The sequence below is a fragment of the Haloarcula sp. CBA1127 genome, assembly GCF_001485575.1.
GTDB lineage: Archaea > Halobacteriota > Halobacteria > Halobacteriales > Haloarculaceae > Haloarcula.
The window spans coordinates 1-26,230 of sequence record NZ_BCNB01000009.1; the positions used below are offsets into that span (position 1 = coordinate 1).

The window sequence follows — 26,230 nt, forward strand, 5'->3', positions numbered from 1 at the left end:
CCAATCCGCTCGTCTCGACGGTAATGGACGAAGCACGCCGGTTCATCGCCAACGAGACCGACCGCGACGAGGATATCACCGAGAAAGCGGACACGGCACTCGTAGGGCTTGCTGCTCAAGTACTCGATACGGGGAAGGCAGACCACGTTGTTCTCCTTACAACCGACAACCAGCGGGACGGGCGGCCGAAACGCTCCTCCCGCAACACGGCTTCAGCGACCGTATCGAATTCCGGTACGTCAGTGTCGAGTATCTCGAGACGATCACAGCCGACGAATTTCGCTAACGTATCGCCGAGGTGAGGGCCGGTGAGCGACGATCGGTCTTCTTCTGTCTCGAAAGCGCTCTCGACGAGAGCTTCGGGCGCTACCTCCAGGACAAGGGAAAGGCCGCGGTGGCGACGCCGGGAACTATCGACGAAACGCTGCACGCGAGTTGGAACGATTTGCGGAGTGGCCGCCGACGACCGCGGCGGCGATGACTGGACCGGGATTATTCCTGACAACGTCGACCGAGATCCGACCTTCGATGATCTCGATGAACGCGTCTTCCGGGAGTATACCCAGCATCTCAGCGGAGATCGTGGCCTCAAGCAGATACTGTACAAACCTATTACCGCTATATCTCTGCGTGGTGTCGCACAGATGAGACGGAAACAGACCAACAGTACTGGACGACACGCGACCGCGAGCCATCTGTGCCACTGCGACGGCCCGCGTCGACGAAGCCGGATCGGCGATGACATTGACCGTACGGCAGCCTACGCGACCAGGCGCTTGTTTTTGCTCGCCTACTCAGCAGTCCGTAGCGCAGAGCTCGTTGCCGTCTCTATGATGAGGAACGGAACGGCCTGCGGTGGCGTCACGTCGACCTCGAAGCCGGCACAATGCAGGTGTTCGGCAAGAACCGTACCGCGAGTCTGCTCCGATTCTTGACGATGCCGATTCGCCCACTTCGCGCTGGAAGCAACTCCGCGATCCCGATGAAGACGAAGCTGTGTTCCCAGACTCGACAACGCAGCGAAGGCACTGGACCCGACGCCGTCGATCACAACCCAGTCGGCCCGGAACATCTTGGTGGATCTGTGTGAATGATCTGACTCCGAGTTCGAAGACCCACTGAAGCCACATGGCGCCCGCCGAGGTTTCGGGCGAGAAATCTATCGCGAGAATCATCAGTTGGCGCAAGACGTACTCCGTCACAAATCGATCGAGACCACACACGAAGGATACACACAAGAAGCCGCGAAACGCACCCGTGAGGAAGCGAATCAAATAATTTCTGAAAATGAATTAGTGGATGTACCGCCGTTGAAAACACGAAAGTTAGGCATTACCAACCTTCTGTCCCTTTCTATTTACTGATGATCTTTATTATTATGAACAATCGATCAAAATCGCAACGTAATAAATATTCATTCAACGACACATATTAATTCTTAGATCTCATGGATAAAAAGGCAAATATCATGCAGATAAACATTTATATCATATACATTTCATACTGTATAGATGATAAACTAGCTCCATGACTATATCATCAGATACGACTCGTCGACAGATAATCGCGACATTGGGTGGACTGTCATTTTCTACGGGGTGCCTTAGCTTTACTGACAGTAGCGATACGTCACAGACTGCGATAGAACGTACATCACCTAATAGTAGCTCAAGTACAGCATCTGTTCAAACTACGGATACCAAATCGCCAACTCAACGGCTCAATCAAGTACTCCTGCGGTTGAAATCACGGAACATTGGACCTACCAACAGGACGTGACCTCATTTACGACCCAACAAGATCTCGATGAGGGATTGATTGTCTGTTCACCAGAAACGGCATTTGTCCGACTAAAGAAGAGTGATGGTAGTGTTCAATGGCGGCAATCGATCAGTGGATCCGGCTCAACTGATCAGAATATTTCCACTCGCGGCGCTGTGAGCGGGTCGCAAGTGATTGTTGGAGGGGGAACACATCTTTATGCTCTGGATATCAACACCGGAGAAGTCAACTGGGCGACCGAAATTCCAGCACAAGAACCGTTGCACAACACCACAACGGAAATCGTGACTTCAGATAATGTCGCGATTTGTGGATATAGTTATAGTCTGGAAAATGGGGAGGACTTCGCTGGTCTGGCGGGCCTCAATGTTGAATCGGGCGAAATCAAGTGGAACAAAACCCACGATGAGATTGCGTCCACGTATGATAGCTGGCTTGGAATTCAGTCGCTCTTGCCGCCGATTGGGGATCGGGTTATAGTCGCTGGCTGGAACCAGGCGTTCTGGGTTAACATCTCGACAGGTAAGTTGGAAATACGGCTCTGGCTGACGCCCGATATGAATTTCAACTATCTGATGACACACTCTATTCAACAGATGCGGGAAAACTCTACAAGTGGACTATCGGCTCTGGCGGACTAACAGAGGAATGGATGTTTGAACCACTTGGCAGAACGACTTCGGCACCGGCAATTGGGGATGATACGGCCTATGTTCCCGCAGATGATACCGGTATCTACGCCGTCTCTGAAGGGAATCAACAATGGCGGTTCCAAGCTGATAGTACGGTCCAAACCCAACCCGCTGTGGGTGAAACCGGCGTCTGGGTTGCCGAAGACTCGCTATACTGGATTACTAAATCAAGTGGTCAAGGTGTCATGAAAGCTCTTGACCAGATTCCATACGCACTCTCCACAACTGGAAATCGGTGCTTCCTAACTGGTACCGACGGAACCGTTTGTTTCCAGGTTCGTGACTTGTAATCACTGAGTTCGCTTGACTAACCGAATTGAAGAGGAGGCTGTAGGATAAACAAAATAATCCTCTTCAACCGCTGGAAGCAATGACTCTGCTACGCTAGGTGATAGGTCGTGTGTCTGTTTGAGTGTCCCATCCGCAATAGCGAGTTCGTAGAGTGATGATTTTGCAGTGATGAGATGCCCATTGAGGGCCTCAATACGATAGCCAGTTCCAACTTCGGTTCCATTTATAGACCATTGACGACTGCCTGATGTAACATCATACGCATAAATGCCATTACCCCGAGCGGCACAATCACAAGTCCTTGGGTGACGACTGGTTGACCAACGACATTGCCATCCCTGTCAACAGTCGCCCGCCAGCGCTCTTCTCCAGTTGCCGTGTCAAACGCTGCAGTAAGTCCGTAGCGACCGACAAACACCGAGAGAGTACGATCTGATGAGAGTGCAACAGCAGATACCAGCGAATCGCTTGTGATGTCAGTCTTCCATTGGACAGAGCCATCTGTTGGATCTAGCCCGTAAATACGACTTTTTTCACTTGGAATTGTATCCGTATCGCCCGCATCACTCACGATTAGCGTGCCATCCGCTAAATCCGGTTGACCACCCCACGAAGCCGTTCGTTTGTCCCATATACGGTCGCCGGATGCGATGTCAAATGCAGTAAGCCGGGAACCCGATGAATAGTATAAGCGGCCCTGGGAGACAAGCGGCGTATTGATACCGAATCCAGTTATTTGCTCGCTGGTGGAAAACGTTATTTCACCAGTTTCAGTGTCAATGCCGAAGACACCAGCGGGACTACTGCCGTAGATTACTCCTTCAGCATATGTGAGCCCTCTACCGACCTCATCTCCAACATCTACCGCGAACTCTTGCTGTCCAGTCTGCAGGTCAATCTTGTATAGATTGTGATCTTGACATCCAACGAAGACGTTCCCGTCACGAATCAACGGTTGGGTTGTTGGTGGGGCCGGAAACGACTGGGTCCACTCTTTAGCTGGTAGATCCGTTTGTGTCGCCGTGCCCTCTTTTGTGCCTGATTGATCCACTTTCTCTGTTTCCTGTGATTGACTGCCCATCGTGGACCGCAGACATCCACTCACACTACCTGCTAAGACTGCCGTCAGCAGTTGCCTTCGTGTAGATAGACCAGGCATGTTCGATCTAATATTTCCCATCTTTGTTGCTGCTTTAATATCAAGTGAATTCTATTATTTGAAAGTGACCCTTATACGAGAGTCCTTAGTGTCAGATGTGTGTTCTCAAGGTCAGCAGTCTATCCGTTCTAGCCTCAGAAAGAAACCATACCTACGACTGCTGGTGGCATTCGTCGTGGTATCACTGTTCTGCCCAATGGCTAACCGATTGCTATCTTGTTGGTCTCAGAGAATTGGTCCAGGGCGAAGGAACAGGAATATGACCACATTTAGCGCCAACCCGAACAGTGTGGTGACACTCCCCGCTGTCAGCATAAGTGCCCCTTCCCGGGTACTGTACTGTCGTCGAACTACATAGCCACAGATGAGGGCGATTGGACCAAGCACGTATGGGGCAATAACAACAGCGAGTGTGGCAGTAAAGATTCCAGAAAAGAAAAGCAAGCCGTGGCGATTGTTCGCTTTTCCGTGTCGGAGACGGAACTGTGACAGGGCGTAGGCGGCACCCACAACCAAATTGAGTCCTGGAACGAGGGTCCCACCGATGACCGGCCACGAGAATGACCCAGCTTGTCGACTATCAATGGCTACAAGCGGCACCAAAAGAACTGAGGCTCCCCAACAGGCCCAGAGAAGATCCCGGGTAGATCCAAGGGTAAGCAAATACCCAAGCACAAGTCCAGCGATCCAAAGCGACACAGTCACGGTAATTATTAAGGGTAATTTCCCAGCCTGACGAGTCATACTCAACCAATATTATTGTCGATACTAAAAACAGACTATTCAAAAAGTACTATGAAACCAAAAGCTAAGTATCCCTGATAAAATAAGAGGCGTATATGCCTGTGAGAGGTGTGGGGGCAATACTACGCGGTGGATTTGATGCCATCTTTCGCCCGCACAAATTTGTAGAATTTCAAACAGATTCGTATGGGGCTTCCCGACTTGGTGTAATCCGACAATTAGGCTCACTATTGGGAGTCTATGTCGTGAACCTTGCCGCATACGCGATCCCGCTCACCCTCGCTGGCATTGGTATTCAGTCCTCACAGCCTGCCCCAGAAAACTACGCCAGAATCGCTGGTTCATATAGTATTGATCCAGTGGCCAGTTGGCAGTTGCTCATGGCGTTTATTCAGAATTCCTTGTTCATCTCGATAGCAACTGCAATCACGCTAGTGACGTTCCACGCGGGTGTTCTCATCGTTCGGGATTCGCAAGGTATTGTCCAGAGCATGCACACTGTCGTGTACACGACAAGTGCATACCTCGTTGCGACGTTCTCCGCTGTCTGGTATCTGACTAACCAAGCTGGCGTCAGTGGCGCACGCCAACTCATCAGGAACCTTCAGGCCGCGTTCGTCTATGCCATTATTGACGCACTCGGTGCAGGAGTGGAGCTTCCTGGTGGGCGGCCAGACTCTCTTGGCGTTACTACTATTTCGACCGAGGGCCAGTGGATTCTGGCGATCCTAACGCTAACGCTACTATATTACCTCTTTTCACTGTATCTCGGCGCACGAATCAACCATCGGGCAACGCGGAGTAATGCGGCGATTACCGTCCTCGCTGTCGCCCTCTCACCGGTCGTCTACGTTACTGGGTCCATCATCGCATACATTATTTCCTAACATGTCACAACAAGACCAACAGACATCGAATGAATCGAATCAGTCGACTACCACAGGCCAATCAGATGATCACGAAAAAGTCATTCTCGAAACCAATCCGACGACCAAGCCAACGTTGATTCGACTGGCCGTCGTCTTACTCCTCAGTCTGGGTGTGGTTGGGTACCTCCAACTCAATCCAGAGGCACTTGGATCGCCAGATATCACAAATACGGCAGCACTCGTTGTCCTGTTGCTCGGACTTGTATTGACAGTCCGGTTTCTGGTCCGAACTATTATTCTCGTTAGGACAACCTATACTGTTACGAGCAGTCGCGTTGAACAAGAGTACGAGCTCCTGTTCCGTACCCACTCAAAGGGGATCCGATTCGATAAACTCCGGAGTCACGAACTGAACCAGAACCGTATCCAGTCGACCCTGGGGTACGGGACAATCTCGATGAACCGTGGGCTGGGTCCGCTTCGATTAGAGAACGTCGACGAGCCTGAGGCCGTCTACGAAACCATTAGAACGTGTGCCAAGTAATCGGACTAGTCCTGTAAATCGCCTCGGGATCAAGCTTTTCGGCGTCAGTATGCATGATTGCTCATAGCGTGGCCCATCTGATAGAGGCATGCCTGCCGGGGTAAAAGTGAAAGTGCCGGACTATGCCGGCACCGAATGGGGATGGGGTGGGGGTGGGTACACAGACACCGAAAGGTGATTCAGGGTGGTGCCTGTGATTGGATTCGTCTCTTCTCGGCTATCAACCTTCTGGCCTACGTGTTAATCTTCGAATGATTCGTCATCACTATCGACGGTGTTCACCAGCTAACCAACACAAACACCCATTCGACCTGTATATTGGTTAAATTGCTACCACATCAGCGAGCAACAGCAGTGAAGACGTGTCTTCGATTTCTTCGGTCGAAATATCGTGTGTTTCGGGCCGATTGTCAGCACGTTTACCGAGGTTGAAACCGTCCACGGTGTAAATCACGCACGAACCGTCCTCAACGACCGCTACTACTCTTGCTCGGAGGCAAGAGTGAATAAGTGGGTTCTATTCGTCGTCTTCCTCGGGCTGAATATCCCGAAGCCGGCCACCGATCTCCTGCTCGTACTCTTCCAAGAGCTTGTAGAACTCTGCAATCGTCTCCGCAGCAGTCTCACCCTTCGACTTGATGGTCACTCTGTCTTGATCGCGAGTGTCAGTGCCTCGATCCAACCGTGCTTCCATACTGCATCCAAAGTCCGTTCGTTCGACCTTTTCGACTGAGTCTGGAGCCGTGTCTGGCTCTACATCTGGTTCACTTGACATGGGTCTTCTCGGGACGCTCTCACTGGAACGCCCCGCACCCGACTGGGGCACACAAAACAGCCGTCAATCGCTGCCCTCGAACGCATCCAGACTGGCCTGCTCACTTGGGACAGACGTCGCAACAGGAGATGCTTGGTCTTCCGCGCCCGTGTCTGTCCTCTGCGTTGGACTGGGCTGGTTCTCCGCCTCGACCGTATTCTCGAAGGCGTCGGTCACCCACTCGTGAAGCTCTTCGACCTCCTCGTCGTCTAGCTCGCGAACGCTCCCACCCAGCGAAGAGTACGAGGTCTGCCACGCTCGCTGGAACTCAACAGTCAGTGAGTCGCCCTGGATAACGTAGGCACCCAGATTCAGGAAACAGCAGTTCAGCGCCGTCATTCGGGCACACAGTGGGTCCTTGTCTTGCCCGACAAACAGCGCGTCTGGCTGCTTTCGACCGGCGACCAGTAGCGTCCGACCGCTCCCACAGGCTGGGTCACAAACCGTCTCCCGGTCCTCGCTATCGCTCTCGTCTCCGACGCCGGCGATTCCAGCCATTGTCTCGCAAACAGAGTGGGGCGTGAAGTGTTGGCCGAACGCATCGCTGGACATTCCATACGCCTCGTAGACAGCACCCAGAACGTCAGCGTCAGTGGCCGCCATCCGTTCTTGGAGCTGGCCGAACGCCTTGGCGAAGGGGTCGACCGACCGCTGTCCTTCTGGATGGGCCATATCGCCGCGCTCGCGATAGTCGTCAACGATCTCCAGATACGGGTCGTCTCGGTCCTGCAGTGCGAACAGCACGAGGTTGACCCAGTCTCGGAAGACCGTGTGCGCGCTGTGCCCGCGCTGGCGAATTTCCTCAAGCGTTGCAACAATCTCGTCGACGTCGATCTGTGGCGAGCCATGCTCTCTCAGCCACCAGAGAGGCACAAAATCTGGCCTGCCGACAGTCGTGAATCTGGTCAGTTGTAGAACTTATTCTCCCAGTCGCACCGGGCTTGAAGCTCTCGACGCCCACGATTGGTGATTATGTAGCCATTCGTCCGTCCGTCTTTCTTCTCTTTCTCGACGAGACCTTTGTCGATGAGTGTATCCAGATTTGGATAAAGTCGGCCGTAATGAATCTTCTTCTCGTAATATTCTTCAATTTCGTCTTTGATTGCGACACCAGCGGGTTTGGATTTCCCAGCAACTACGAACAATAAGTCTCGTTGAAATGCTGTCAGGTCGTGCATATTCGCGGTTACAATATTACATATATGAGCATATTGGTATGAGAGCGCCGTTTTCACTCCACGTCGTACAGGTCCTCAACCCCCCGTCGGTAGTAGTCCTGGCTGGAGTCTGGAACTGGATCAGCCTCCTCCAGATGCTTCGCGATGATGCTGGTAAACTGCTTGGGCGGCTTCCAACTGTCATCAATTTCGCGGGCCTCCAACTGCCTCATGACCGCATACTCACCGTCGGCGGTAACGTACAGAACGCGGATCCCCGGCTTCTCGCTCAGCGGGCCTCTGAGTAGCTTCCCCGTTCGTGTATTGACCAGCCACTCAAGCAAGAGCCCAGCCCGACACTGGATTGCGTACAGTTGCACCTCATCTTCTTCGGGAGATTCTGTGCGACCGTTGTCGGCCCACGACTGGGGCAGCGACCGATTCTCAGTTGCATCTTTCCAGCGCCACTTCAACTTTTTCGGCCCGGTAGTCCCTCGTCGGTATCCACTACTCATTGTTGGATTCTCTCAGCCACTAGAGAAACACAAAATCCGCTCTGTATCGCCTCTATAGCAACTTTCTTGCTGTTTGAGGATATATGTGTTAGTACGAGGACTCATCATGAAAACAGCCGAGTCCCCAACCGCGACTAGCGAGTGTTCGCCCCCAGATCAGTGGATATCCCGCCAGCCCAGCGGCACCCGTGATCTTGACTTCCAGCAGATCCGACAGCGTCGGTCAGCAACGTGGAACGCCGCCCTCGATGCCAGTGTCGACGTAACGAAGGGCGGTCGCCCGGACCTGTTTCTCGTCTCCGTCGACGGCGACTGTCCTGTGAACTGCTCGCTGGCCGAGCATCCTAACGGGACCCACGCCGGCTGGTGTAGCTGCGAAGTCTTCCAGGCGACGACTGTCTGCCCGCATCTCTGTGTTCTCCGCCAGCACGCTGCCCTCGGTGATCTCGACCTACCGATGCGGGACCAGACCTGAAGCACAGCTCAGTCGTCGCTCATCGAAACGTCGGCCAGCGGTCGGACATCAACGCGCCCAGTCCGATCGTGGTCAAGACACTGGCACAGTCGTTTCCGAACCGTCGCTTGCGAACACGGCTCGACGCCAACCCCTAACCGTGGGTCGTCTCGAATCTGGACATACGCGGCGTCGACGTCCAATGGCGTGTGCTCAACCCGGCACCAGATTGTCTTCGCTCCGGCTTGGTCTAGCTCGGTCACGTACCGAGCAGCCACGGCTTCATGCCGAAGTTCGACAAGGACTCGTTCGACAAACGATGCGACCTTCGTTGGCGACCGTAGCGCTGGGACCGACGCAAAAACACTCGAAGAGTCGTGCTGTGCCGCCGATTCGGGAGTATCTATAACTGACATATGTCTCTCTCAGGACGTGCTTGCTGGCTCGCCCTGCACCCCGCCGGGGCACGCAAAACAGGCCGTCGCGAGAATTCATTCAACGATATGCTCCTCGATCTCCTGGAACCACTGCCGGGCCGTCGTAATATGCACATCCAGTGGCTCGCAGATCGTCGCCTGCGTGAGCCGGATGTCTGACTCTTTCCCGGCGAGGTACAGAGCGCCGGCTGCGATACCGTCTGGTCGCCCGTTGATCTCGGTGGACTCGGTCGCCTGCTCTGCGAGTTCGAGCGCTCGCTGGCGAATATCCGGCGCAATGTCGAATGGAAGGTCCGAACAAATCCGCGCCACCCAGTCCACCGGGAGCGATACTGGGATCGGAAGGTCAAGTTCTGTCAGGAACGTTCGGTAGCAGTTCCATATGTGGGAGTCTGAACACCGGGCAACGTCGGCTACCGTCTCCATCGTCACGAGGCCATTGCATCGGCAGGCAGCGTATACAGCGGCCGCTGCACCGCCCTCAATCGACCGTCCGATCAGGAGGTCCTTGTCTTGGGCTTCCCTGAAGAACGTGGCTGCCTGCTCTTTCACCGCATTGCTCTCAGACAGCGCACTCGCGATGCGTCGGATTTCACCAAGCCCGTGAGCAAGATTCCGGTCGCGCTTGCTGGTGAACTTCGACCGGCCGTGGAGTCGTCGCTGACGAGCAAGCCGTCGACGCCGTCTCGGAGAGATGTCTGCACTATCGACGCTTCCGATGTTCGTCGACAGGCCTCGGTCGTGGCGAGTGACCGTCCGAGGTGCGCCCGTCCGCTGCTGTTCCTCCTGATCGTACGTCCGCCACGATGGCCTGCGGTCGATCCGGTCTTGGTCGGTCACCAGGCCACAGTCCTTGCAGTTCGTTTCTCGCCCGCTGCTATCGAGTTCGCCGCCACACTCGGGACAGCTCGGCGTAGCCGTAGACAACGCTGTCTGGACAGTTTGTGAAGACATATTTCGAGACATCCTCTCACCTGACCAGAGGGGCAGAAAACACACTGCGGCGGCCGGTTAGGCGTCTGGCAGTTTTCCATCCGGGCGGGGGACTCGCTGGGCGTCGATCTCGATCTCGACCCGGCGACGGTGCTTGCATCGCTCGGCCTCATCGGGACAACTGCACGTCTCTTCGAGCACGTCGACCTCGTACCGGCTATCCGACGCCGAATGGACCTCGTAGCGACCGGGCTTTGCAAGGAAGGAAACGTCGATATCTTCCTGCTTCGCTCGTTTCGTACGTGGTTCGTCCTCGGAGGTGACGGCCAAGGGGTCCTCGTTGGGGTCTGTGACACCGCCGTCGTCGAACCGGACCTGCATGACTCCACCGTCAGCGACCGCTTTCCGTGGTTCGCCGTCGACGTGTAGTCCAAACTGGTCGTCTAGGGCGTCGTCGTCCACCCACTGCGGGATGGGCCGCTCGCCGGTCGCGAAGGCGACTCGCTTCTGGTGCTTGCACTCCTCGCCGGGGTTGAACTGTTTCCACTTGCACTCACAACTCCCTGTTCGAGTGTCGACAAGGTACTCTGAGCCAGACCCGGAGTTGACCAAGAAGAGGTCGTCGGCGTTTCGTGCCCGACCAATCGAGTCCAACACGGTCATCACTTCGGTCAGTGCCCGAACGGTCCGGTTGTTCGGGTCAGCCTTCTCCAGTTCGCTCTCGTTGATGCTGCTGGCGTCGCTACGGGATTCTGTAGTAGCCATGAATGACAGGCGGCACGCCCTCTGTGGGACGCCCCTCACCCCGCTGGGGCGCAGAAAATTCGGGGAATAGAGTTTGTAGGAAGGTAACTCTATTCTCTGACAGGAGGTGTCAGTACTGATGAAAAACCGCTCTTTGAGTGAATTACGACTACTTCGGCAACACCGGTTATGCTATAACCTCGCTAAAGACGTTCTATCTCCGGTTTTAGCTCAGCGAAGCAGATTTAATATGTATTAAATCAATTCAAACAGGTGCCTCTGCTTTACTTTCACCGAACCCACGATACCCTTATGCGTGTGACCGCCCAACCCGGGAATTGGCTGCGGCGGCCTACCGCTGTTGAGAAAGACAGAAGGTGTATTCAATGTCTGCTGAATTCTCTGTGCTTGGGGTTACGGCCCCGAGCGTTGCGGTGATTTGCGGAAGTGTGTTGCTATTTGCGAGCCTCTCTGGACCGGTGTTAGGCGCAATTGGCGCTATAATCATCGGTGCAGCACTCTCGGTATGGGGCTACGTGAATAACTAACCGGTCACCACACCCGGTTCCCGCCGCTCGGCGGGTTTGTTGCTGAAAGGTGTATATGTCTGCTGAGTCTCCGCTGACTCATTTGCGGTTATTGCTTTAATCAGCCGTTACGGCGGCTTATTATTCGCAATTCGCGTGTGTTGACTCCGGAACTCTCGGGGTCAACATATGTAATCAGTATCTGCAGAATCAAAGTTGTTGCCCTGAACATCCCAGATCTTGTCTGGAGGCGCATCGACGATCTTGCCTTGGACATTCCGGATATTTCGAGTCTTGTCCGGAGGATTGTTATAAATTCCCCGGAGGTCCCGGACAATGTCTTATGTATTCCGGGCGCTATCCCAGATCTTGTCCTGAGTGTCACGGACGCCACATACACCCTTGGATGTACATATCACCCCTGAAAACTCGCTAACGATTTCTTACACAAACGGAGCTTGAACTCACCGCTTAGTCAGAGTTCTGTCGCCTGCATCTGCTCGTGGGCGTCGGGATTGACCACCGGGATGACGCCCTCAATCTCTTCCTTGCCGTACTCCTCACGAATCAGGTCGTGGATATCGTTCGCGAGAGCAACGGCCTCGTCTTGCTTGTTGGAACTCGCCTCGTTCTCAGGAAAATCTGCTGGCCCGACACCCTCCACGACGATGAACAGCTGGTCGTCACTCATTTTCGACCGCCTCGACGAGCAGCGTCGTTTCCGGCAGGTCGTCGCGAGAGGTCGACAGGAAGTCGGAGGTTTCCAGCGTTTCCTCGACCAACTCGACCAGTTCCTCCGAGACATCGCCAAAGTGAACGATGGCGTCGGGATCGGGGTAGTTGTCATACTGCTGTGCAGCCGTCTTGTCCGTCTTGTTCTTACTCATGATCGGTCAGCAGAGCGCCCTCAGTGGGACGCCCCTCACCCCGCTGGGGCACAGAAAATACACGGCGGCTCGTTCCCTGCCATCCGATTCATCGCGATGAGCCTCACCTACCTCCTGAAGTGGGACCGCCGGACCGGCCTGCCGGTCCAAGGTGGAGCGTGTCCCCCGAGCGCTTGCGCTCGGGAACCGTGAGCGTGAGAGAAAGCGAAAGAGTGGCTGGTACGGCTCCTCGATTATTCCGCGATTACGTTCCCGTTCTCGTCGATGGCATACCTGAGTGGGTACACGTTGCCGTCGATATGCGTGGCCTTCTTCGACAGTGTCTCGTTCAGCCACGCTTCACGGTCGGCGTCGGTTTGGATGTCCTCGTTCGGGGAGTGGACGCTGAACAGGTCCATGCTCACCCAGCGATTGACCGTCAGCTCACCGGACGGGGAATACACCTTCACGCGCTCCTTTTCAGCGTCAACACCGACGACGGCGAGTGCAGACGTGCCCTCGGTCGTTTTCAGTCCATCACCGATATCCACGGCATCAGGGTCGATATCGAGGGCGTCGCACTGCTGTACAGCCGTCTCGTCTGTCTTGTTCTTACTCATAATCGGTATGCGGCACGTCCTCCGTGGGACGCGCCTCACCCCGCTGGGGCACAGAAATTATGCGACGGCTTGCTTCTCGGAATCCGATTCATCGCGACGGATCTCGCGTGCTCGCTCTCGGAGGCGAGACTGGACTGGTGTCCGGTTCTGGTGCTGGTTTTCGTAGGCGAGATACTGCTGGACGGTCTCCATTGAGTGCATACAGTTGATGCCAGCGACGATTGGCTGGAGATGATCGGCGTCCAACAACCGCTCTGGAGGGAGTTCATCGAGAATTGGGTCGCTCATGTATCTTCCTCCCGGAAGTCATCGAGTGTCGTTCTACGTCTGTACCGACAGTTGGGGTAGTCAGCTAGAAGCGTCTTGTCGACGGCCTCCCAGAAGCCGATTTTGTGTGGCGCAACCGACTGCCAGAACCGGGCACGTGCCAGTGCTGCCCCAACTCGTTGGCGTTCCTCACGACGCCACTGCTCGCGCTCGATCATCGCCATGTGGATGCTCCCTCCGGTCGATCCGCCATGTATGAGCTGGCAAGGTCCAGCCCGGCGTCGAGTGACCGTCGCGTCCCGACCAGTTTGGTCGCCCGTTCGAGCGTCCAGCCAGCACCGCTTCGTTTCAGCAGGACGGTCGCTCCAGTGTCGGGAATGTGCCACCCGATCGTGTCGTTGCCAGCGGCGAGAAATTCCCACTCACCCACAGCGGCCTCCTGTGCCGCCCTCTGCGTGTCAATCAGCACATCCGAGCGTGGGCCACCAGCGCCGAAATCGCCCAACGTGGCCGTTCCTGCTGCGTTCATGCAGCGACCTCCCGGCGGCCCCAGCCAGCGAGTTCGGCTTCGATGGCGCTGATGATGGTCGTGATCTGTTCCTCTAGCGTGTCTGCCTGTTCGTCGTCGACGTCCAGAAGCGAACGAAGTTCGAGTACGTCCGGGAGGTCGATACTGTCTGAGCGCCGGGCCACCGTACGGAGGACAACTGCCTGAACATCGGCGCTGCCGGACTGCGCTCGAACGGTTGTCGTGATGGACTCGACGAACTTTGGGATGGTTCGCTGCGACAGGTCTTCCGAACGACGGCAGGACATATTTCGAGACATCCTCTCACCCGCCAGAGGAACACAAAATGGGGGTTGCTACCGCTGTGACTGGAGTTTTATGCTTACTGTGCTGGCTGAGATACCTGCTCAATAAAACTGCAAGTTGCCCGGCTTTTAGACATATATTTTGGCAGATTCAAGTCATTAGCTGGCGGCTCGTGGCGAGATACAGTAAAAATACGGCTGCATCCATACGTGAGCACTTTATAAACTTCCCTGAAGTAGATGGTTCAGGTTATCCAACTCTTCTTTGGCTCCTTCGTGAGTTACATTCGACTGTTCATTCAGTAGGTCAGGCAGGTCCTCGGCTATTTGAGCAAGGTCCTGCCGGGAAGCGTTTCCTACTGCATCGTTGCCGCTGGTCTGCGCCTCATCACAGTGTGGCTTGTGTCCATTACGGGCCGCCCGGGACTCGAAAGTCTGCCCGCAGCTGCTACAGGTAAAGTTCGCTGTATCGCTCTCACTCGGGTCTCTTTCTTCATCGTCCAGAAAGGTTGTGAGCGATTGGCGTACCTGTTTCAATTGGTCGCGCAGGTTGTCACGCTCCAATTTTATCTCTTTCTTCTCCTCTCGAAGTTTCTCCACAAGGCTCACTAACTCTGACTTGTCCATTTCGTCCAAGTCGTTTTCCCACACAGCAGGCAACTCGTACTCTGGTGGAAGCCAAATCGGGTCGTCGCCTTCTTCGCCGAGGTCAAGGTCGGCTAACCGGTGCTCTGGAATCTTACGAACATCGCCCCGTGGTTCGTTGAAGTGATCTTTGTATTTGGGCAGTGTTCCGGGAAGGTCACGGCACTTTTTCTTGTACTCTTCTTTCTTTTCGTAAAAGTGGTTGTAGTGCCGAGCAAGGGGAGACTGGTCCTCATCATCTTTTGTCGCCTCAGATTGTTCCAATGCTGGTCCGACGTATCTCACACCGTCAACGTAGAGCCAATATGCTTCGTACGAGTCAATCCTGCCACCGAAAATTGAGTCGTCATCGCTGTCCCCATCGTCTGGTAGCTCAATATCCATGATTGGCTCCTCTATAATTGTCTGAATAATGCAACAGTAGTACGATTAGTAACAGACTACTGTGATAAGTGTATGTCCTGTACTGCTCATTAGCAGATAAACAGACTCACCGATTTCGTGGAACTACCGCCGGCTACCCAATCCACCCGTCGATCTCAACCTGTGTACTGTCTGCCGGAGCATCGTCTGCTGTCTTCCCAACTGCGTCAAACGGTGGTTCAACGAGACGCGGCACTCCGTCATCGTATGCCCGGTCAGGGCGTTTCACACAGTCGACCGGCAGGATAGGACTGCATTCACTGCAAGAGTGCGTTGCTCCGTCGAAGCCGTTGATACTCACCGACCAGGAGATAACGCTCGCGAGTCGATACGTCTCCGCTGCTGGACGACGAGTACTGGCAGACTGGCAGCCAACAGCGCCACAGACATCGCAAGTAAGGAGATAGTCTTGATCTGCCTCGTAGAAGAGCGAAGCGGCCTGCTCGACGTTGTCGCGGTCTTGAAGCGCACACTCCCGGCAAATCGTGAATCGGAACACGCCGTCTTCTCGGTCGACCTCGTCAGGCCACCGGACATACGTGTACGCCTCGCCGGAGATATCAGCCCTCTCTCCGCAGAACCGACAGCACTCAGCCGTTGCCTCGGGCTGGACGTCGGTCACTGAGACCACCGTGCAAGTGTTGACTGCTCGCGAGCAGTATCCACGGGACAGAGAAACCGCCACTTGTAGCGCTCACGAATCGGCTTGTTCTCGCGGTTGCTTGCCTGCCCTGGTTCACGGTAGCCCGTACAGGTCCAGCCCTTGTCCTGCAGCGCTCGAACCATCGCGCCGTCGTAGTCCGAGCGCACCCACGTCAACAAGAAGCGAGTGTTACGGTCGTCAGCCTGCAAGAATCGCTCCTGTGAGCGGGCTAGCGCCGCCGACGCGAGGTTTGGCATCCGAACGCCCATGCAGATACGCGCGGCCTCGACGAGCGAGTCCCCAGAAATCACCTCACTGTCAACGACTGGTGTGTCCGTCGACGGAAGCACCCGCCGGGCGGTCGCTCGAATCTCTGCTGGAAGACTGTCGATCTCGACGGGCTCGGGACAGAGCTGGCCGTCGACGCCGTACCGGATTCGCTTCTTCGATATGAGCGGGTAGCGGTACGTGATAGCCCCGACTAGCGAGTCCTGAAAGTACAGCCCATGATGAGCGAGATTGACCGACGGCAGTGACCCCATGTAGGAGTGGTGCGCCTCGTACACGGCGGCCGCTGTTTCTCTGTCGATTGGCTCCACGCCGACATGATCGGCAAATCGAATCCCGAGAGGTGCCGTGAACGGGTCGCCGTTGGCGTGAATCGGACAGGAACACTCCCCTGTGTCCGCTGGCGGGCGATGCTGGAACGACTGTGTTCGCGTCGATGCTGAGTGTGTGGACATCCTCTCACCCGCCAGAGGAACAGAAAATCGCTATCGAGTTACCACGGGGTGATGACAATGCCTGCGTCGGGACCTTCGATATACACTGGTTCGCACCCTCGGTAGAAGATCGTGAACCGCTCAGGCTGATACGCAGGATGCTTCGCAAGCGTTGCGATTGCACGGCTCACGTCGGCTGGCGGGAACTGTGGCTCGCCCGACCGGAGTGCAAGGCGGCCAGACTGGAGTGGCCCCCACGACTGGAACTGGTAGTCAGCTGGGGGTGTGAACGTTTCTCGGGCTGTTGCCACAAGACACTCAGCACCGTCGACAACCTGTGCGGCTATCGGATACCGGGCAGACTCCGGACGCACGGTGATAGCCCCATCGAGCGCGGGGACCACTTCATCTTGCCAAACAAACGGCGAGGGAGACTTGACGACTGGAATTGGTTGCTCGTCGACGGGCAATTCGCTGCTGTTCGTGGCTGATCCATCACGGGCTTTGGAGGTGGGTTCTGTCATCCTCTCAGCCACCAGAGGAACAGAAAATCGCCGTCTCAGTCGAGGCCGGGGAGTCGTTCAGCAATGATGATGCCGCCCCTTGGTCCCTCCAAGTACAGTGCTGTGTGCCCCCGGAAGTAGATGGTGTAGCGGTCTGGAACGTACTGGTGGCCGGGTGAAAGCGTCGCGATGGCCTTCGACAAGATCCGCGCCGAGAACAGTGGGTCGCCGTGGTGGTTCGACAGGCGGCCAGATTGGAGTGGGTCCCAGCTGTCGAACTCGTGGTCCGCTGGTGGCGTCAGTGTTGTCCGGGCCGTTGCGATCAGGTAGTCAGCCCCGTCGACAACTTTGGCGGCGGTGTTCGTTACATCTGGAATGAATTCCACATTCCCTCCAAAGTCGGTCATCGGCTCGTTGTCCCAACGCAATGCTTCTGGATGGCCGGCGACCGGCACCGGCGGGCCTCGGAAGCCCTCGCTTCGGATGTGGGATTTTGCTTTGCTCTCGCAACCGAATGTCTCCCCACAGGTGCACTCGAACGATTCGTCGTTGCGATAGTAGCCGTCAGTATCCTGTGAGCGGACGATTTCACCGTCGTCGTCCATGTAGATGGTGTCGACATACCCCCACGAGTATGACGCCTCGATCTCGTGTTCTTGATCTGGCTTGCTGAAGTCGAACCCGGCTTGCTGGTCTGGCTGTCTGTCCTGCGTCTGAGTCGGATCAGTTGCAGTCATCCTCTCACCCGACAGAGGAACAGAAAATCGACCGATATAGCGTATTAACCAACAGAAGCGATGATACTAACTGGCTGTTGGTTAAGTGTTGTGAATACGGCCTCTTTGTTCATCCAACTGGCTGAAACAACCGGTCAGTGAGCGTGCTTATTGAGGATACCCAAGAGGTTCAGCCACAGTCGCTCACGGTGCTGTCTCTCTATAGATTTGCTTGATAATCTCCGGGGGTTTATTGAGCGTGTGCTCGTTAAATTGTCCTTTGCTCCCTTGGTGTTGGTTCCGTGACTCGGTGATTTCAAGAAATGACAGTTCCTCCAAAAGTTGTCTCACACGCTCATGGGTGACTGGATCGACAGCGTGCTCATTGCAGAGTTTTTTGTATGCATCTAATACCTGCGAGGTCCGGAACCACCCTTCATCAGAATTACTAATTGTAAGCGCTGCGAGTGCTCCGATAACATGCTGGGAATGGGCTGGCAAGCCCGTAATAAGGTCGCGAAGCCGTTCAGCTTCAGCCATCTCGCGTACTTTTGGAACATCTTCTTCTGAGATAGTATCATAACCGTTTCGTATGGCGTATTTGCCGAGTGAAAACAACAGTTCAATACCCTTTCGGGCGTCGCCATGTTCTTTCGCAGCGAGAGCTGCCACCCGGGGGATGACTCCCTCCTCAATCACCCCTTCGTGGAAGGCGTCTGATCGGTTCCTAAGAATCTCCCGTAATTGGTTGGCATCGTATGGGTCAAACACGTACTCTCGATGGCCGAACGAACTTTTTGTCCGCTCGTTCATCTGATTCCGGTAGTCAATCTTGTTCGAGATTGCCACGATACTAATGGGTATATCTATTGAACCATTTTCTCGAGCCCGAGAAAGAATCATCAGTGGGGAATCATCGCGAAGTCTGTCGACTTCGTCGAGCGTAATGGCAACACCATCGTAGTGCTGGTTAAGGATCGACCATAGCCGCTCATAGTATTCATCAGTCGAAATACCGCGGGACGGGAATTTGACGCCGCTTTCAGGAGGGTTGATGCGACGGCCAATATTGCGCGGGACTCGGGCAGGACCGTCAGTTTGTGAACAGTTTATATAGGCAGTTCCAACACTGACACCACGACGGTCAGCCTCTGCTTCGACTCTGCCCATTACATGTTTAGCGACAAGCGACTTTCCTGTTCCCGTTTTTCCGAAGATCAGCACCGAACTGGCCGGTTCACCAACAACAAGAGCCCCAATCTCGTGAGCTACCTGTTCAATTTGTTCGTCACGGCCTATAATGCGGTCGGCGTCAGGGACGTGATCCGTGTCGACGAGGTCTCGGTTCTTGAAAATCTCGTTCCGATGCTCCACGACAGGAGCGTCGAAAAGGGGGTCGCCCCCTTGGTCCCCTGCATCTGGCATATCTCGCATATCTTATTGATGGCACAAAAACCTATGGACCTAGTTTGGAGTGAAGATGGTAGTTTTAGCTCCTCATCACTAATTCTATTGGATATTCAATTGACTCCAAATCTATCGGAACACACTGGATTTGGAGTGTACTGGGTGGTTGTATCATATGCCATCAAAATGCAGTCAAAAGGTCCTCAGATTCTGCTGTTGATGAGACATCTCTGTGGAAGATTGGATAAGAGTCGATACTGGGTGTCCATATCTGAAGTCTATTCTAGGAGTTGGGTAAGAAGCGGTCAACACACACACCGGATTTGGAGTCCAGAAACGCGAGAGGCTGGGGACAAGCTCTCGAAGTATGTTTACGGATGTGGCTGGACTCCAAATCTGGTGTCTCCTTCTAGTCTAGTCTAACTAGAATTTGAAAGGAAAGGAAAGATGAGACAGCACAGTAAGTACAGCTTCCGTAAGCGCGGGACTCAAGCACACTCATATTGAGATATCTCGACTCCAAATCTGGTGTGTGTGTAAAATCCCCCATTAGGGGTCTGCTCGTGATTTCCTCCCAGGTATAGACTCCAAACTTGGTGTGTCTGCCGCTAAACTTGACGTTTAATTCTTGGGCTGTATTGACCGAAAGCTCTGTCACAATCTCGTGAATAAGACAGCCGTATTCGCAACGACCGTTAAGACGATGACCACCGTTTCAGGTCGCTCTGGACGTTGGTCTGTCCACGGAACGACAGCCAGTCAGCCATTGGAACGCTCACCGCTTCGCCCTCGCGAGCCACGTAATTATTCAGATATCGGTGGTCATCGTCGCTGTAGCTGCCGTCCTTGTTTGGCTCGCTGTCGGGCGAGACGTAGATGATGCTAAACGCCGGCAAGCCAAACGCTCGAGTTTGCGAGATTTGTAGCACCATCGCGTCACCGGGCCCGTGGCAGTCAATGAGGTCCCCACGATGCAGTTGCTCCCCGAGCGGCGTTCGAGTGGCTTCCGACCGGGAAAGTCGCTGTCCGTCGCGATGGGAGTTCCACGGCTCAAGGAGATCTAGCTCTTGATCTGGGCAGATCCGTGCTGTGGAATCGTCGATCAGCTCCACGACGTACGGGTTTTGCTGGCCGAAGTGGTACTTGTAATCCGGAGACCGCCGGGCTCGCTCGATGTGGGTCTCTACTGCTTCGGCTGCCATCTCCCGGGTTGGGAACAGTCCTTGCCAAGAACAGTGGTTGTCCGAACAAACAGCCAGAAAGCCAGTCTCTGTCATCCGGATCACCTCTCGGTCCAGTGGCGCGTCGACGTGGATATCCGCATCTCGGTCGATATCGCAGGTTTGCGTGCTATCCATCCTGTTCTCCCTCCCCGCCGTCGGTCGCGAGACTTGTTTGTCTCGTGGCAAGGAACCGCTCAGGGACGTTCTCGAATGCATCCAGCCCTGCCTGCTCAGTCCCCTCGACGTCGACGCCACTGTGGCCTGTTTGCCACGTAGCAGAGTCGCGCTCGAAGCCGCCGTCAAAGGCCGAGAGTTCTGATCGTCGGGCTGGAGCCGCTGCTGCCGAGAGTTCTTCGACGCGGTCTGAAAGCCAGCCCATCTGGTCGAACATCCCGTCGAAGTCCCGCTCCTGGAAGGGGAAGCGAACTGTCGCTTTCGGGGGAAGAGCAGTGTAGGTCTCTCGCCCAGTCCGAATCGCAGTTGGTCGGCCGTCGAAGATGTCGCGCTCACGCAGCGCGTCGACGTAGTCGCTGCCGGCCAGAACGACCAACTCCCGGCAGGGGGACTCCTGCTGATCGGCAGCGTATGGCCGCCGGAGCCAATCGCCCAGCGATGAGTGGACACGGAGCGCCCACTGATCTAGTCGGCTCTCAACTCGGTCCCCTGACGGAAGCCGGTAATGTGGCTCTCCCTCGATGGGTTCGCCGCGCAGGTCCTCAATGGTCGTATCGTACGGGGCGACCGTCTGCCGGGGCATCAAGATCCCGTGTTCTGCAGAGAGAACCGCCCAAGTGTTCGCTCGTCGGTCAGCAGTTCGAGCCCACTGGACAGCTGCCTCGGCATACGATCGTTTGACCGAGAAGTACGAGGATGTATAGAGATCGCGAGCTGCAACTGGCTGGTCGGTTTTCGCGTCGCCGCATCCGATGAGTACGAAGCGGCCACGAGTCCGCTCAGTCTGTGTGGTCGTCATCTGTATCTCCCTCAACCAGAAAGGGAGTCACAAAACTACAGTCAGAGTCAGTAGTTGTGGCCGTCTGGCAACGCTTCGGACAGGTGTTTCTCTGGATGGTGAACAGGTGCGTCAACTGACTCAGGTATAATTTTGCTTGGATCCAAAATTGCACGGTAGTTCTTCCGGTCTGGTGTCGCGTCGCGTCCGCATCCCGAACACTCTATCGTACCGTCGTTTCCGTAGTCTCGTGCCTTCGTGCAACCGCAATTCGGACAACTGTACTGTGGTGCCGTCTCCTGTGACGGTTTCGCGCTCATAACTGGAACTCCCTCACCCCACCAGGAGTCACAAAACTCTCTGAGACGACACGTTCGGCTCTAGCCGTGAACTTCACTGGGAGTGAGTCCTGCCCGGTACTCTACTCTGTCTCGCTCGTGTTGGCTCCGGTACGCGAGCGTCTGTCCGTTCTCATACTCGACGACAATCGCATCCTCAAGACCATTTACAGTTGCTCTCGAACCGTCAGCAGCCCAGACGGGGTCCATCGGTTCCGCTGTTAGCGCGCTCCGGTCTGTCTCCACGGTCGGCCACACACCCCGCGATTTCCAGTATGACCGGATGTGCCGCAAGCTCTGTTGAACCGTCTCCCGTATCGAGAGGTGGTCCGCACTCGCGTAGCCGTGTGGCGAAAAATACTCGCCGTGAAGCGCCGCCAGATGAATCCCGTTCCAGTCGACGCCAACGATATCGGCTGGCTCCTCCCCAGTCACACGCGGCTGTGTTAGCTCCTCGATCACCGGATACTGCTTTGTCGGACTTGCCCCCAGCAGATGCACGCGCCGCCCTCGCCAGTCCACAATATCCGTGTACTCGTCGGCGGTCTGGTCGGAGTAGCCCATCGGGTAGCCCAAGATCATATCCTCGTCGATCACGTCGATTGTGTCGCGGCACTTCGGGACGATGATAACCTCTGTCCCCGGAAACTTCCGTTTCAGCTCCCGTGCGGCTTGGTTATACCGTCGCGCTTCCTGCCGGTCGTATGCGTCGCCAAGCATCCCGACCGATGGCTCGTACTGCTCGAAGCGCTCAATGTACCGGTCCAAATCTGGATTCCGAAAGTCGTTGTCTAGAATCTCAATCGGGACGTCGACGTTCCGCAGTTTGGATTGATACGAGTAGTCCTCGCGAACGCCGACGGCGAATCCAAGCCGGTAAGCATCGATTACGAAGGGCTCGCGATGGAGGAACCCGATGTACTCAGCCTGCTGTGCATCGCCGACAGCCGCCGCTGACCAAGAGTGTCGCGCCTCAGAAGACATGGAAAACACCGAGCGCACCGACCGGCGCGCCCAGCTGGCAGGCGCGGCACAAAACGACCCCGCTCCTTAAATACGGAGACGAGCGGAAGTGTCTATCAGAATGAAGGAAGGTATCGAATCGCAGTACGACGACCCTGACAGCTACCGGGGCGAGTACCCACCAGACTGGGCGTACCGGATCGTCTTCCGGAAGCAGTTGGACAACAACACTTGCACCAACTGCGGGACGCGGTTCCCTGCGGAGGATTTGGAAGTTGTGCGACGAATCCCCGCCGAGAGCGGCGGGACAAACGAGACCACGAACCTCCTGACAGTGTGCTCGTTCTGCGAAGAAGATATCACACAGACGGGACGCCTGAACCTGCCAGAGTCAGCGAACCAAGAGCCAGCAAGCAGTCCCGAAACGGACTCCCACAGAGTGCTTGCGTTGCAGAGCGAAGTCCCGATCACCGAGGAAGTCGAGGGCGAAACGGAGGGCAACGGGCAGTCTCGCAATGCCTCTCGTTCGGAGTCTAGCCACATCCAGACACAGTCGAGAAGTCCTCTTGCAGTCAAGACGACGGCCGAGGAAAGCGGCGAGCAGTCCGTCCAGGACGACACTGCCGGCGGGCGTGTTGAATGGAGACGGCTATTCGTCGCATCCATAGGGGGAACAGCGATGTTTCTGATATATCTCTGTGCGATTGCTGTCGCCACTTCCTTGCCCCCGCTTGTGAGTGATGTAGCGTTCTATGGCCTCCCGCTGGCCGGGCTCGTGACTGGTGTCCGATGGCGGCTGTCGACAGCTGTTGCATCCGTTTACATGATTTTGATGTACGCTGGAATCTGGCAGTTCTTCTCGGCGGAGCCGTTCATCTCGGTACTGGCGTGGATTCCCGTGGTTGCGCCACTGGCTGGGGTTGCCTACGGAGTCGTAGCCGAGCGTACTGAGCTCTCGCTGCGGAACCTTCCCTCAGATCCGCGATTGATGGTCCAGCGCTTCCGTTGACGAAATATACGCCAACAACTGGTCCACGACCGAGGGGTCGAACGAGTCAGAAACGTGTCGCACGTTCCACAGCCCAGACTGATACACCTCAGACTTCGGGGAGTGGTATCCAAGCCAATCGAGGTCCGATGGTCCTGCGGATCGACGATGATGCGACACCATCGCGATGGTATTTGACTCAATCTCGGCTCTGTCACACTCTGGGCCGGGCTTGCCCGGAACGTCAACCCAGAGAAACGGCAGATCCCGGATGTACTCCGACACGCGCTGTTCAAGTTCGTGTTCCTGCTCGCGAACAGCAGTCGTCTCGGCGTCGGGATTCGGTTCGCCCCAGTGAGGATACTCGTCGTGCCAGCCGTGCTTCTCGATTAGCGCCCGTCCGACGTGCAAGCGAAAAATCGAACCACGATGGTTGCCACCGCCGGCGTACTTCCCGCGAACGTTCCCACGATGTTGCCTGAGCCGGTTCCAGAGCGTGTTCGACGAACCGGTACTGACGCCGACGGTGCCGATCCGTGAGAGTCGCCAGTCGACCGCTGTCGTTGCCCGAAGGTCGCTTGCTGGCGAGAAGAAAAAGTACACTCCTCGGTCGGGCCACTCCAACCGACCATTGACATCTCCGAGGTAGTACGGCCCTCCGATCTGGTCACGCAACTCTGCTAAGACACTCAAGAACTGTCCGACAGGACTGCCACCTGACGCTGCTGTGGAACGCATATTCGACTCCCTCGGCCACCAGGGGAGTCACAAAACACTCCTCTCAAGCACGTCTGGAAAGACACCGCTCCGTCTCAGCTGGCACCTTCGACGGCGTCGATCAGCCTCGCAGCCGTCTTCGAGATACGGTCCAACCGGTCCCGCAGCGTCTCTGGTGCGTCACCGTCCCACGCCGCCAAGTAGAACGCCGAGTTGTCGGGGTCCAGCCCGAAGTGACGACTGACCACGTAGGCGACTGCCTCGGCTTCGACCTCGCGTTTCGACCGCTCCGCCTCATCCTCGACATTGAAGTGAAGCTCTGCATGGGCGAACTCGTGGATGAGTGTACTCGCGAGGGCGGCCCGATTCTCCCGGTCGACCGCTTCAACCATCGGATTCGTGGTCATGACGTTCCGACGCTCGCAAACGCCCCGTGCAGACCCATGCTCCCACTCTTCGGGAGTGACGATTCTTGCGTCGACACCGATCTCGTCGGTCGCGTCCAACAGGTCCTCGACAAGTCCATCCGGGTCGCCGTGAGCTTCTGTCTCCAGTTCGGGAAGCGGCTCGCCCTCAGTCTGGGAGATATCGAACACCGACGTTGGCCGGAACCCGACCAGTCCCCGCCGCCACTGCTCGGGCTCTGTCTCGTCGTACTCGCAATCAGTGTTCTCGTGATACGACGGCGAGTTCCCGCATTCGGGGCACTTCTTCGTGATGATCGGAGCCCAGATCCAGATCGCGTCCTCGCCTTGCTGGACGTAGCGGTCGAACTCGTCTTGCCACGTATTGTAGCCGGCGACTTGGGTTGCTTCGGGACACTGGAGCTTGATGAGTAGCGTGTTCCGGGCCGAGTAATCGTGGAACTTGCTCTGCACATCGAGCCACTGCTGGAACTGCTCACTGGTCTGCGCTTCGTTCGTGAGGTCGGCGAGGTCTTCGACCCACGCATCGAGTTGGTCGCGCATCTCCTCGTCCCGGGAGTCCGAATCGTCGAAGGTGCAAGTGGTCTGCTGGCTGGACTGCTCTGGGGTGTCTGACTGTATCGTTGACATCGGTCTATCTTCGGGACGCACTCTCGGGCACGCCCCCGCACCTCCACTGGGGGTCACAAAATCGACTTGCTGACTGAGCGAGAGCGAGGTGAGCTGGCTACCTGTACCGCTCTGGCGGGTAGAAGACGACGTGGATAGCCGAGCCAAGGTTGTACCATGACTTTGCGAGAATCGAGACCTCTAGTCCCCACTCGGCGGCAAACTCGAAGACGTCGAACCAGAGATTGTGGGGCGGCTCTGTGGAATCCAATCGCTCGATATTCCCCGGATAGACGTGCATCGAGTACAACGCCGGCTCGCCATCGTCAAGCCAGAGCGTCGAGTGGTCGTCTGCTGGCGGGCTGTGAGGCGGCCCCTTCGGGTCGCTGTCGGCGTCAAGCGGCGAGTGCGGGCACTCATCGTCGCCCGTGATGAGACGGCGTATGCAGGCTGTCTCGGCAGTCTCATCGAGGTCGAAGGCTTGGGCAAACGCATCGCGCTGGTACTCGCCCATGATCGCGCCGAGTGCTTTCCAAATGTCCGCCCACGTTGGGTCCTCTGGCTCGTGATCCAGATAGTCGTGGACGGCCTCGCGGAGCTGCCGGTACTCGTCCCACGCAGGGACAGGCTCGTTCGGGCCGGGTGTCGGCCAGTCAGTGCGGTCCATACGCTTGGGAAAATTCCGATAGGGTATCAACTCTCGGGACGCGCCCATACGCCGCGTCAGA

At 55.9% G+C, this 26,230-nt stretch carries 34 protein-coding genes and 2 pseudogenes; 8 read left to right on the top strand and 28 right to left on the bottom strand.

Annotation, left to right across the window (positions count from 1 at the left end; all coding sequences use genetic code 11):
* Positions 1 to 286: pseudogene (locus tag AV059_RS20705) on the top strand (hypothetical protein); the annotation flags it as partial.
* A gap of 124 nt (positions 287 to 410) precedes the next feature.
* Here the strand turns inward: AV059_RS20705 and AV059_RS23185 are convergent.
* Entirely contained in the window at positions 411 to 569 is a 159-nt protein-coding gene (locus tag AV059_RS23185) for a hypothetical protein (protein ID WP_195156700.1), read from the bottom strand.
* Between the two features lie 71 nt (positions 570 to 640).
* Between AV059_RS23185 and AV059_RS23190 the strand changes: the two are divergent.
* The 3 genes and pseudogenes from AV059_RS23190 to AV059_RS23195 form a co-directional block, all read left to right on the top strand.
* Positions 641 to 1,283 (top strand): annotated as a pseudogene (locus AV059_RS23190) (tyrosine-type recombinase/integrase); the annotation flags it as partial.
* 492 nt (positions 1,284 to 1,775) lie between these two features.
* Positions 1,776 to 2,423: a PQQ-binding-like beta-propeller repeat protein gene (locus AV059_RS21690; RefSeq protein ID WP_195156701.1), complete on the top strand. Its 648-nt coding sequence runs from the start codon at positions 1,776 to 1,778 to the stop codon at positions 2,421 to 2,423.
* The gene (locus AV059_RS23195) at positions 2,405 to 2,764 is read left to right on the top strand and encodes a PQQ-binding-like beta-propeller repeat protein (RefSeq protein ID WP_369815304.1); all 360 of its coding nucleotides are present in this window, start codon (positions 2,405 to 2,407) and stop codon (positions 2,762 to 2,764) included. Before AV059_RS21690 ends, AV059_RS23195 begins: the two co-directional genes overlap by 19 nt.
* Before the next feature lie 224 nt (positions 2,765 to 2,988).
* On the opposite strand, the gene AV059_RS21695 is transcribed toward AV059_RS23195, so the two are convergent.
* Positions 2,989 to 3,846: a PQQ-binding-like beta-propeller repeat protein gene (locus AV059_RS21695; RefSeq protein WP_195156702.1), complete on the bottom strand. Its 858-nt coding sequence runs from the start codon at positions 3,844 to 3,846 to the stop codon at positions 2,989 to 2,991.
* A 1,202-nt stretch (positions 3,847 to 5,048) separates the two neighbouring features.
* Between AV059_RS21695 and AV059_RS20725 the strand changes: the two genes are divergently transcribed.
* Together AV059_RS20725 and AV059_RS20730 are read left to right on the top strand one after the other, a co-directional pair.
* Positions 5,049 to 5,555, top strand: coding sequence for a hypothetical protein (locus AV059_RS20725; protein ID WP_058997866.1), 507 nt, complete (start codon positions 5,049 to 5,051; stop codon positions 5,553 to 5,555).
* A 1-nt stretch (position 5,556) separates the two neighbouring features.
* Positions 5,557 to 6,081, top strand: coding sequence for a PH domain-containing protein (locus tag AV059_RS20730; RefSeq protein WP_058997867.1), 525 nt, complete (start codon positions 5,557 to 5,559; stop codon positions 6,079 to 6,081).
* 517 nt (positions 6,082 to 6,598) lie between these two features.
* Here the strand turns inward: AV059_RS20730 and AV059_RS21700 are convergent.
* The 4 genes from AV059_RS21700 to AV059_RS20745 form a co-directional block, all read right to left on the bottom strand.
* Positions 6,599 to 6,856: a hypothetical protein gene (locus AV059_RS21700; RefSeq protein WP_079990837.1), complete on the bottom strand. Its 258-nt coding sequence runs from the start codon at positions 6,854 to 6,856 to the stop codon at positions 6,599 to 6,601.
* A 63-nt stretch (positions 6,857 to 6,919) separates the two neighbouring features.
* Complete coding sequence (locus AV059_RS20735) at positions 6,920 to 7,768, bottom strand: N-6 DNA methylase (protein WP_228841860.1); 849 nt, start codon at positions 7,766 to 7,768, stop codon at positions 6,920 to 6,922.
* 32 nt (positions 7,769 to 7,800) lie between these two features.
* Positions 7,801 to 8,073 (bottom strand): PadR family transcriptional regulator, encoded by a 273-nt coding sequence (locus tag AV059_RS20740; protein ID WP_058997869.1) that lies wholly within the window; start codon positions 8,071 to 8,073, stop codon positions 7,801 to 7,803.
* Between the two features lie 53 nt (positions 8,074 to 8,126).
* Positions 8,127 to 8,567: a hypothetical protein gene (locus AV059_RS20745; RefSeq protein WP_058997870.1), complete on the bottom strand. Its 441-nt coding sequence runs from the start codon at positions 8,565 to 8,567 to the stop codon at positions 8,127 to 8,129.
* A gap of 106 nt (positions 8,568 to 8,673) precedes the next feature.
* Between AV059_RS20745 and AV059_RS20750 the strand changes: the two genes are divergently transcribed.
* The gene (locus tag AV059_RS20750; RefSeq protein WP_058997872.1) at positions 8,674 to 9,042 is read left to right on the top strand and encodes a hypothetical protein; all 369 of its coding nucleotides are present in this window, start codon (positions 8,674 to 8,676) and stop codon (positions 9,040 to 9,042) included.
* A gap of 8 nt (positions 9,043 to 9,050) precedes the next feature.
* Here the strand turns inward: AV059_RS20750 and AV059_RS20755 are convergent, their stop codons facing one another.
* The 19 genes from AV059_RS20755 to AV059_RS20845 form a co-directional block, all read right to left on the bottom strand.
* Positions 9,051 to 9,437, bottom strand: a complete 387-nt coding sequence (locus tag AV059_RS20755; RefSeq protein WP_058997874.1) for a hypothetical protein — start codon at positions 9,435 to 9,437, stop codon at positions 9,051 to 9,053.
* Positions 9,438 to 9,512: 75 nt separating this feature from the next.
* Positions 9,513 to 10,412: a transcription initiation factor IIB family protein gene (locus tag AV059_RS20760; RefSeq protein WP_058998024.1), complete on the bottom strand. Its 900-nt coding sequence runs from the start codon at positions 10,410 to 10,412 to the stop codon at positions 9,513 to 9,515.
* A gap of 57 nt (positions 10,413 to 10,469) precedes the next feature.
* Positions 10,470 to 11,156, bottom strand: a complete 687-nt coding sequence (locus AV059_RS20765; protein ID WP_058997876.1) for a hypothetical protein — start codon at positions 11,154 to 11,156, stop codon at positions 10,470 to 10,472.
* Positions 11,157 to 12,137: 981 nt separating this feature from the next.
* Positions 12,138 to 12,353: a hypothetical protein gene (locus tag AV059_RS20770; RefSeq protein ID WP_014030690.1), complete on the bottom strand. Its 216-nt coding sequence runs from the start codon at positions 12,351 to 12,353 to the stop codon at positions 12,138 to 12,140.
* Positions 12,346 to 12,549 carry a hypothetical protein gene (locus tag AV059_RS20775; protein ID WP_058997878.1) on the bottom strand — a complete coding sequence of 68 codons (204 nt, stop codon included), beginning with the start codon at positions 12,547 to 12,549 and terminating at the stop codon, positions 12,346 to 12,348. Before AV059_RS20775 ends, AV059_RS20770 begins: the two co-directional genes overlap by 8 nt.
* A gap of 233 nt (positions 12,550 to 12,782) precedes the next feature.
* The gene (locus tag AV059_RS20780) at positions 12,783 to 13,148 is read right to left on the bottom strand and encodes a hypothetical protein (protein WP_058997880.1); all 366 of its coding nucleotides are present in this window, start codon (positions 13,146 to 13,148) and stop codon (positions 12,783 to 12,785) included.
* 57 nt (positions 13,149 to 13,205) lie between these two features.
* Positions 13,206 to 13,436, bottom strand: a complete 231-nt coding sequence (locus tag AV059_RS20785; RefSeq protein WP_058997882.1) for a hypothetical protein — start codon at positions 13,434 to 13,436, stop codon at positions 13,206 to 13,208.
* A complete protein-coding gene (locus tag AV059_RS20790) occupies positions 13,433 to 13,639 on the bottom strand; it encodes a hypothetical protein (protein ID WP_058997884.1) in 207 nt (68 codons plus the stop codon). The genes AV059_RS20785 and AV059_RS20790 overlap by 4 nt, the downstream gene beginning before the upstream one ends.
* A complete protein-coding gene (locus AV059_RS20795) occupies positions 13,630 to 13,944 on the bottom strand; it encodes a hypothetical protein (protein WP_058997887.1) in 315 nt (104 codons plus the stop codon). The genes AV059_RS20790 and AV059_RS20795 overlap by 10 nt, the downstream gene beginning before the upstream one ends.
* Positions 13,941 to 14,231: a hypothetical protein gene (locus tag AV059_RS20800; protein WP_058997888.1), complete on the bottom strand. Its 291-nt coding sequence runs from the start codon at positions 14,229 to 14,231 to the stop codon at positions 13,941 to 13,943. The genes AV059_RS20795 and AV059_RS20800 overlap by 4 nt, the downstream gene beginning before the upstream one ends.
* Positions 14,232 to 14,447: 216 nt before the next feature.
* Complete coding sequence (locus tag AV059_RS20805; RefSeq protein ID WP_058997890.1) at positions 14,448 to 15,257, bottom strand: hypothetical protein; 810 nt, start codon at positions 15,255 to 15,257, stop codon at positions 14,448 to 14,450.
* 133 nt (positions 15,258 to 15,390) lie between these two features.
* Positions 15,391 to 15,918: a hypothetical protein gene (locus AV059_RS20810; protein WP_195156703.1), complete on the bottom strand. Its 528-nt coding sequence runs from the start codon at positions 15,916 to 15,918 to the stop codon at positions 15,391 to 15,393.
* Positions 15,915 to 16,682 (bottom strand): hypothetical protein, encoded by a 768-nt coding sequence (locus AV059_RS20815; protein ID WP_058997895.1) that lies wholly within the window; start codon positions 16,680 to 16,682, stop codon positions 15,915 to 15,917. Before AV059_RS20815 ends, AV059_RS20810 begins: the two co-directional genes overlap by 4 nt.
* 38 nt (positions 16,683 to 16,720) lie before the next feature.
* On the bottom strand, positions 16,721 to 17,185 hold the full coding sequence (locus AV059_RS20820; RefSeq protein ID WP_058997897.1) for a hypothetical protein: 465 nt from the start codon (positions 17,183 to 17,185) through the stop codon (positions 16,721 to 16,723).
* 35 nt (positions 17,186 to 17,220) lie between these two features.
* Entirely contained in the window at positions 17,221 to 17,901 is a 681-nt protein-coding gene (locus AV059_RS20825) for a hypothetical protein (RefSeq protein WP_058997898.1), read from the bottom strand.
* Between the two features lie 183 nt (positions 17,902 to 18,084).
* A complete protein-coding gene (locus AV059_RS20830; RefSeq protein WP_008313598.1) occupies positions 18,085 to 19,305 on the bottom strand; it encodes an orc1/cdc6 family replication initiation protein in 1,221 nt (406 codons plus the stop codon).
* Positions 19,306 to 19,982: 677 nt separating this feature from the next.
* Positions 19,983 to 20,645 carry a hypothetical protein gene (locus tag AV059_RS20835; RefSeq protein WP_058997900.1) on the bottom strand — a complete coding sequence of 221 codons (663 nt, stop codon included), beginning with the start codon at positions 20,643 to 20,645 and terminating at the stop codon, positions 19,983 to 19,985.
* The gene (locus AV059_RS20840; protein WP_058997902.1) at positions 20,638 to 21,483 is read right to left on the bottom strand and encodes a DUF6884 domain-containing protein; all 846 of its coding nucleotides are present in this window, start codon (positions 21,481 to 21,483) and stop codon (positions 20,638 to 20,640) included. The genes AV059_RS20835 and AV059_RS20840 overlap by 8 nt, the downstream gene beginning before the upstream one ends.
* A gap of 359 nt (positions 21,484 to 21,842) precedes the next feature.
* Positions 21,843 to 22,784 carry a DUF6610 family protein gene (locus tag AV059_RS20845; protein ID WP_058997904.1) on the bottom strand — a complete coding sequence of 314 codons (942 nt, stop codon included), beginning with the start codon at positions 22,782 to 22,784 and terminating at the stop codon, positions 21,843 to 21,845.
* Positions 22,785 to 22,884: 100 nt separating this feature from the next.
* On the opposite strand from AV059_RS20845, the gene AV059_RS20850 reads away from it, so the two are divergent.
* Entirely contained in the window at positions 22,885 to 23,772 is an 888-nt protein-coding gene (locus tag AV059_RS20850; RefSeq protein WP_058997906.1) for an HNH endonuclease signature motif containing protein, read from the top strand.
* On the opposite strand, the gene AV059_RS20855 is transcribed toward AV059_RS20850, so the two are convergent.
* The 3 genes from AV059_RS20855 to AV059_RS20865 all read right to left on the bottom strand — a co-directional run bounded on the left by AV059_RS20855 (position 23,737) and on the right by AV059_RS20865 (position 26,169).
* Entirely contained in the window at positions 23,737 to 24,489 is a 753-nt protein-coding gene (locus AV059_RS20855) for a hypothetical protein (RefSeq protein ID WP_228841861.1), read from the bottom strand. The genes AV059_RS20850 and AV059_RS20855 overlap by 36 nt on opposite strands.
* A gap of 74 nt (positions 24,490 to 24,563) precedes the next feature.
* Positions 24,564 to 25,523 carry an ArdC-like ssDNA-binding domain-containing protein gene (locus AV059_RS20860; RefSeq protein WP_058997908.1) on the bottom strand — a complete coding sequence of 320 codons (960 nt, stop codon included), beginning with the start codon at positions 25,521 to 25,523 and terminating at the stop codon, positions 24,564 to 24,566.
* A gap of 97 nt (positions 25,524 to 25,620) precedes the next feature.
* A complete protein-coding gene (locus AV059_RS20865; RefSeq protein ID WP_058997910.1) occupies positions 25,621 to 26,169 on the bottom strand; it encodes a hypothetical protein in 549 nt (182 codons plus the stop codon).
* Between the last annotated feature and the right edge of the window lie 61 nt (positions 26,170 to 26,230).

What these genes read in the sequence shown, in the direction of transcription:
- AV059_RS21695 (WP_195156702.1), bottom strand. Translation starts at nt 3,846, where the DNA reads ATGGGCAGTCAATCACAGGAAACAGAGAAAGTGGATCAATCAGGCACA.
- AV059_RS20865 (WP_058997910.1), bottom strand. Translation starts at nt 26,169, where the DNA reads ATGGACCGCACTGACTGGCCGACACCCGGCCCGAACGAGCCTGTCCCT.
- AV059_RS20820 (WP_058997897.1), bottom strand. Translation starts at nt 17,185, where the DNA reads ATGACAGAACCCACCTCCAAAGCCCGTGATGGATCAGCCACGAACAGC.
- AV059_RS20790 (WP_058997884.1), bottom strand. Translation starts at nt 13,639, where the DNA reads ATGGCGATGATCGAGCGCGAGCAGTGGCGTCGTGAGGAACGCCAACGA.
- AV059_RS20815 (WP_058997895.1), bottom strand. Translation starts at nt 16,682, where the DNA reads ATGTCCACACACTCAGCATCGACGCGAACACAGTCGTTCCAGCATCGC.
- AV059_RS20770 (WP_014030690.1), bottom strand. Translation starts at nt 12,353, where the DNA reads ATGAGTGACGACCAGCTGTTCATCGTCGTGGAGGGTGTCGGGCCAGCA.
- AV059_RS20800 (WP_058997888.1), bottom strand. Translation starts at nt 14,231, where the DNA reads ATGTCCTGCCGTCGTTCGGAAGACCTGTCGCAGCGAACCATCCCAAAG.
- AV059_RS20835 (WP_058997900.1), bottom strand. Translation starts at nt 20,645, where the DNA reads ATGGATAGCACGCAAACCTGCGATATCGACCGAGATGCGGATATCCAC.
- AV059_RS20780 (WP_058997880.1), bottom strand. Translation starts at nt 13,148, where the DNA reads ATGAGTAAGAACAAGACAGACGAGACGGCTGTACAGCAGTGCGACGCC.
- AV059_RS20755 (WP_058997874.1), bottom strand. Translation starts at nt 9,437, where the DNA reads ATGTCAGTTATAGATACTCCCGAATCGGCGGCACAGCACGACTCTTCG.
- AV059_RS20805 (WP_058997890.1), bottom strand. Translation starts at nt 15,257, where the DNA reads ATGGATATTGAGCTACCAGACGATGGGGACAGCGATGACGACTCAATT.
- AV059_RS20775 (WP_058997878.1), bottom strand. Translation starts at nt 12,549, where the DNA reads ATGAGTAAGAACAAGACGGACAAGACGGCTGCACAGCAGTATGACAAC.
- AV059_RS20855 (WP_228841861.1), bottom strand. Translation starts at nt 24,489, where the DNA reads ATGCGTTCCACAGCAGCGTCAGGTGGCAGTCCTGTCGGACAGTTCTTG.
- AV059_RS20760 (WP_058998024.1), bottom strand. Translation starts at nt 10,412, where the DNA reads ATGTCTTCACAAACTGTCCAGACAGCGTTGTCTACGGCTACGCCGAGC.
- AV059_RS21700 (WP_079990837.1), bottom strand. Translation starts at nt 6,856, where the DNA reads ATGTCAAGTGAACCAGATGTAGAGCCAGACACGGCTCCAGACTCAGTC.
- AV059_RS20845 (WP_058997904.1), bottom strand. Translation starts at nt 22,784, where the DNA reads ATGTCTTCTGAGGCGCGACACTCTTGGTCAGCGGCGGCTGTCGGCGAT.
- AV059_RS20740 (WP_058997869.1), bottom strand. Translation starts at nt 8,073, where the DNA reads ATGCACGACCTGACAGCATTTCAACGAGACTTATTGTTCGTAGTTGCT.
- AV059_RS20850 (WP_058997906.1), top strand. Translation starts at nt 22,885, where the DNA reads ATGAAGGAAGGTATCGAATCGCAGTACGACGACCCTGACAGCTACCGG.
- AV059_RS20830 (WP_008313598.1), bottom strand. Translation starts at nt 19,305, where the DNA reads ATGCCAGATGCAGGGGACCAAGGGGGCGACCCCCTTTTCGACGCTCCT.
- AV059_RS20860 (WP_058997908.1), bottom strand. Translation starts at nt 25,523, where the DNA reads ATGTCAACGATACAGTCAGACACCCCAGAGCAGTCCAGCCAGCAGACC.
- AV059_RS20825 (WP_058997898.1), bottom strand. Translation starts at nt 17,901, where the DNA reads ATGACTGCAACTGATCCGACTCAGACGCAGGACAGACAGCCAGACCAG.
- AV059_RS20745 (WP_058997870.1), bottom strand. Translation starts at nt 8,567, where the DNA reads ATGAGTAGTGGATACCGACGAGGGACTACCGGGCCGAAAAAGTTGAAG.
- AV059_RS20765 (WP_058997876.1), bottom strand. Translation starts at nt 11,156, where the DNA reads ATGGCTACTACAGAATCCCGTAGCGACGCCAGCAGCATCAACGAGAGC.
- AV059_RS23185 (WP_195156700.1), bottom strand. Translation starts at nt 569, where the DNA reads ATGCTGGGTATACTCCCGGAAGACGCGTTCATCGAGATCATCGAAGGT.
- AV059_RS20795 (WP_058997887.1), bottom strand. Translation starts at nt 13,944, where the DNA reads ATGAACGCAGCAGGAACGGCCACGTTGGGCGATTTCGGCGCTGGTGGC.
- AV059_RS20730 (WP_058997867.1), top strand. Translation starts at nt 5,557, where the DNA reads ATGTCACAACAAGACCAACAGACATCGAATGAATCGAATCAGTCGACT.
- AV059_RS20750 (WP_058997872.1), top strand. Translation starts at nt 8,674, where the DNA reads ATGAAAACAGCCGAGTCCCCAACCGCGACTAGCGAGTGTTCGCCCCCA.
- AV059_RS20725 (WP_058997866.1), top strand. Translation starts at nt 5,049, where the DNA reads ATGGCGTTTATTCAGAATTCCTTGTTCATCTCGATAGCAACTGCAATC.
- AV059_RS20785 (WP_058997882.1), bottom strand. Translation starts at nt 13,436, where the DNA reads ATGAGCGACCCAATTCTCGATGAACTCCCTCCAGAGCGGTTGTTGGAC.
- AV059_RS20840 (WP_058997902.1), bottom strand. Translation starts at nt 21,483, where the DNA reads ATGACGACCACACAGACTGAGCGGACTCGTGGCCGCTTCGTACTCATC.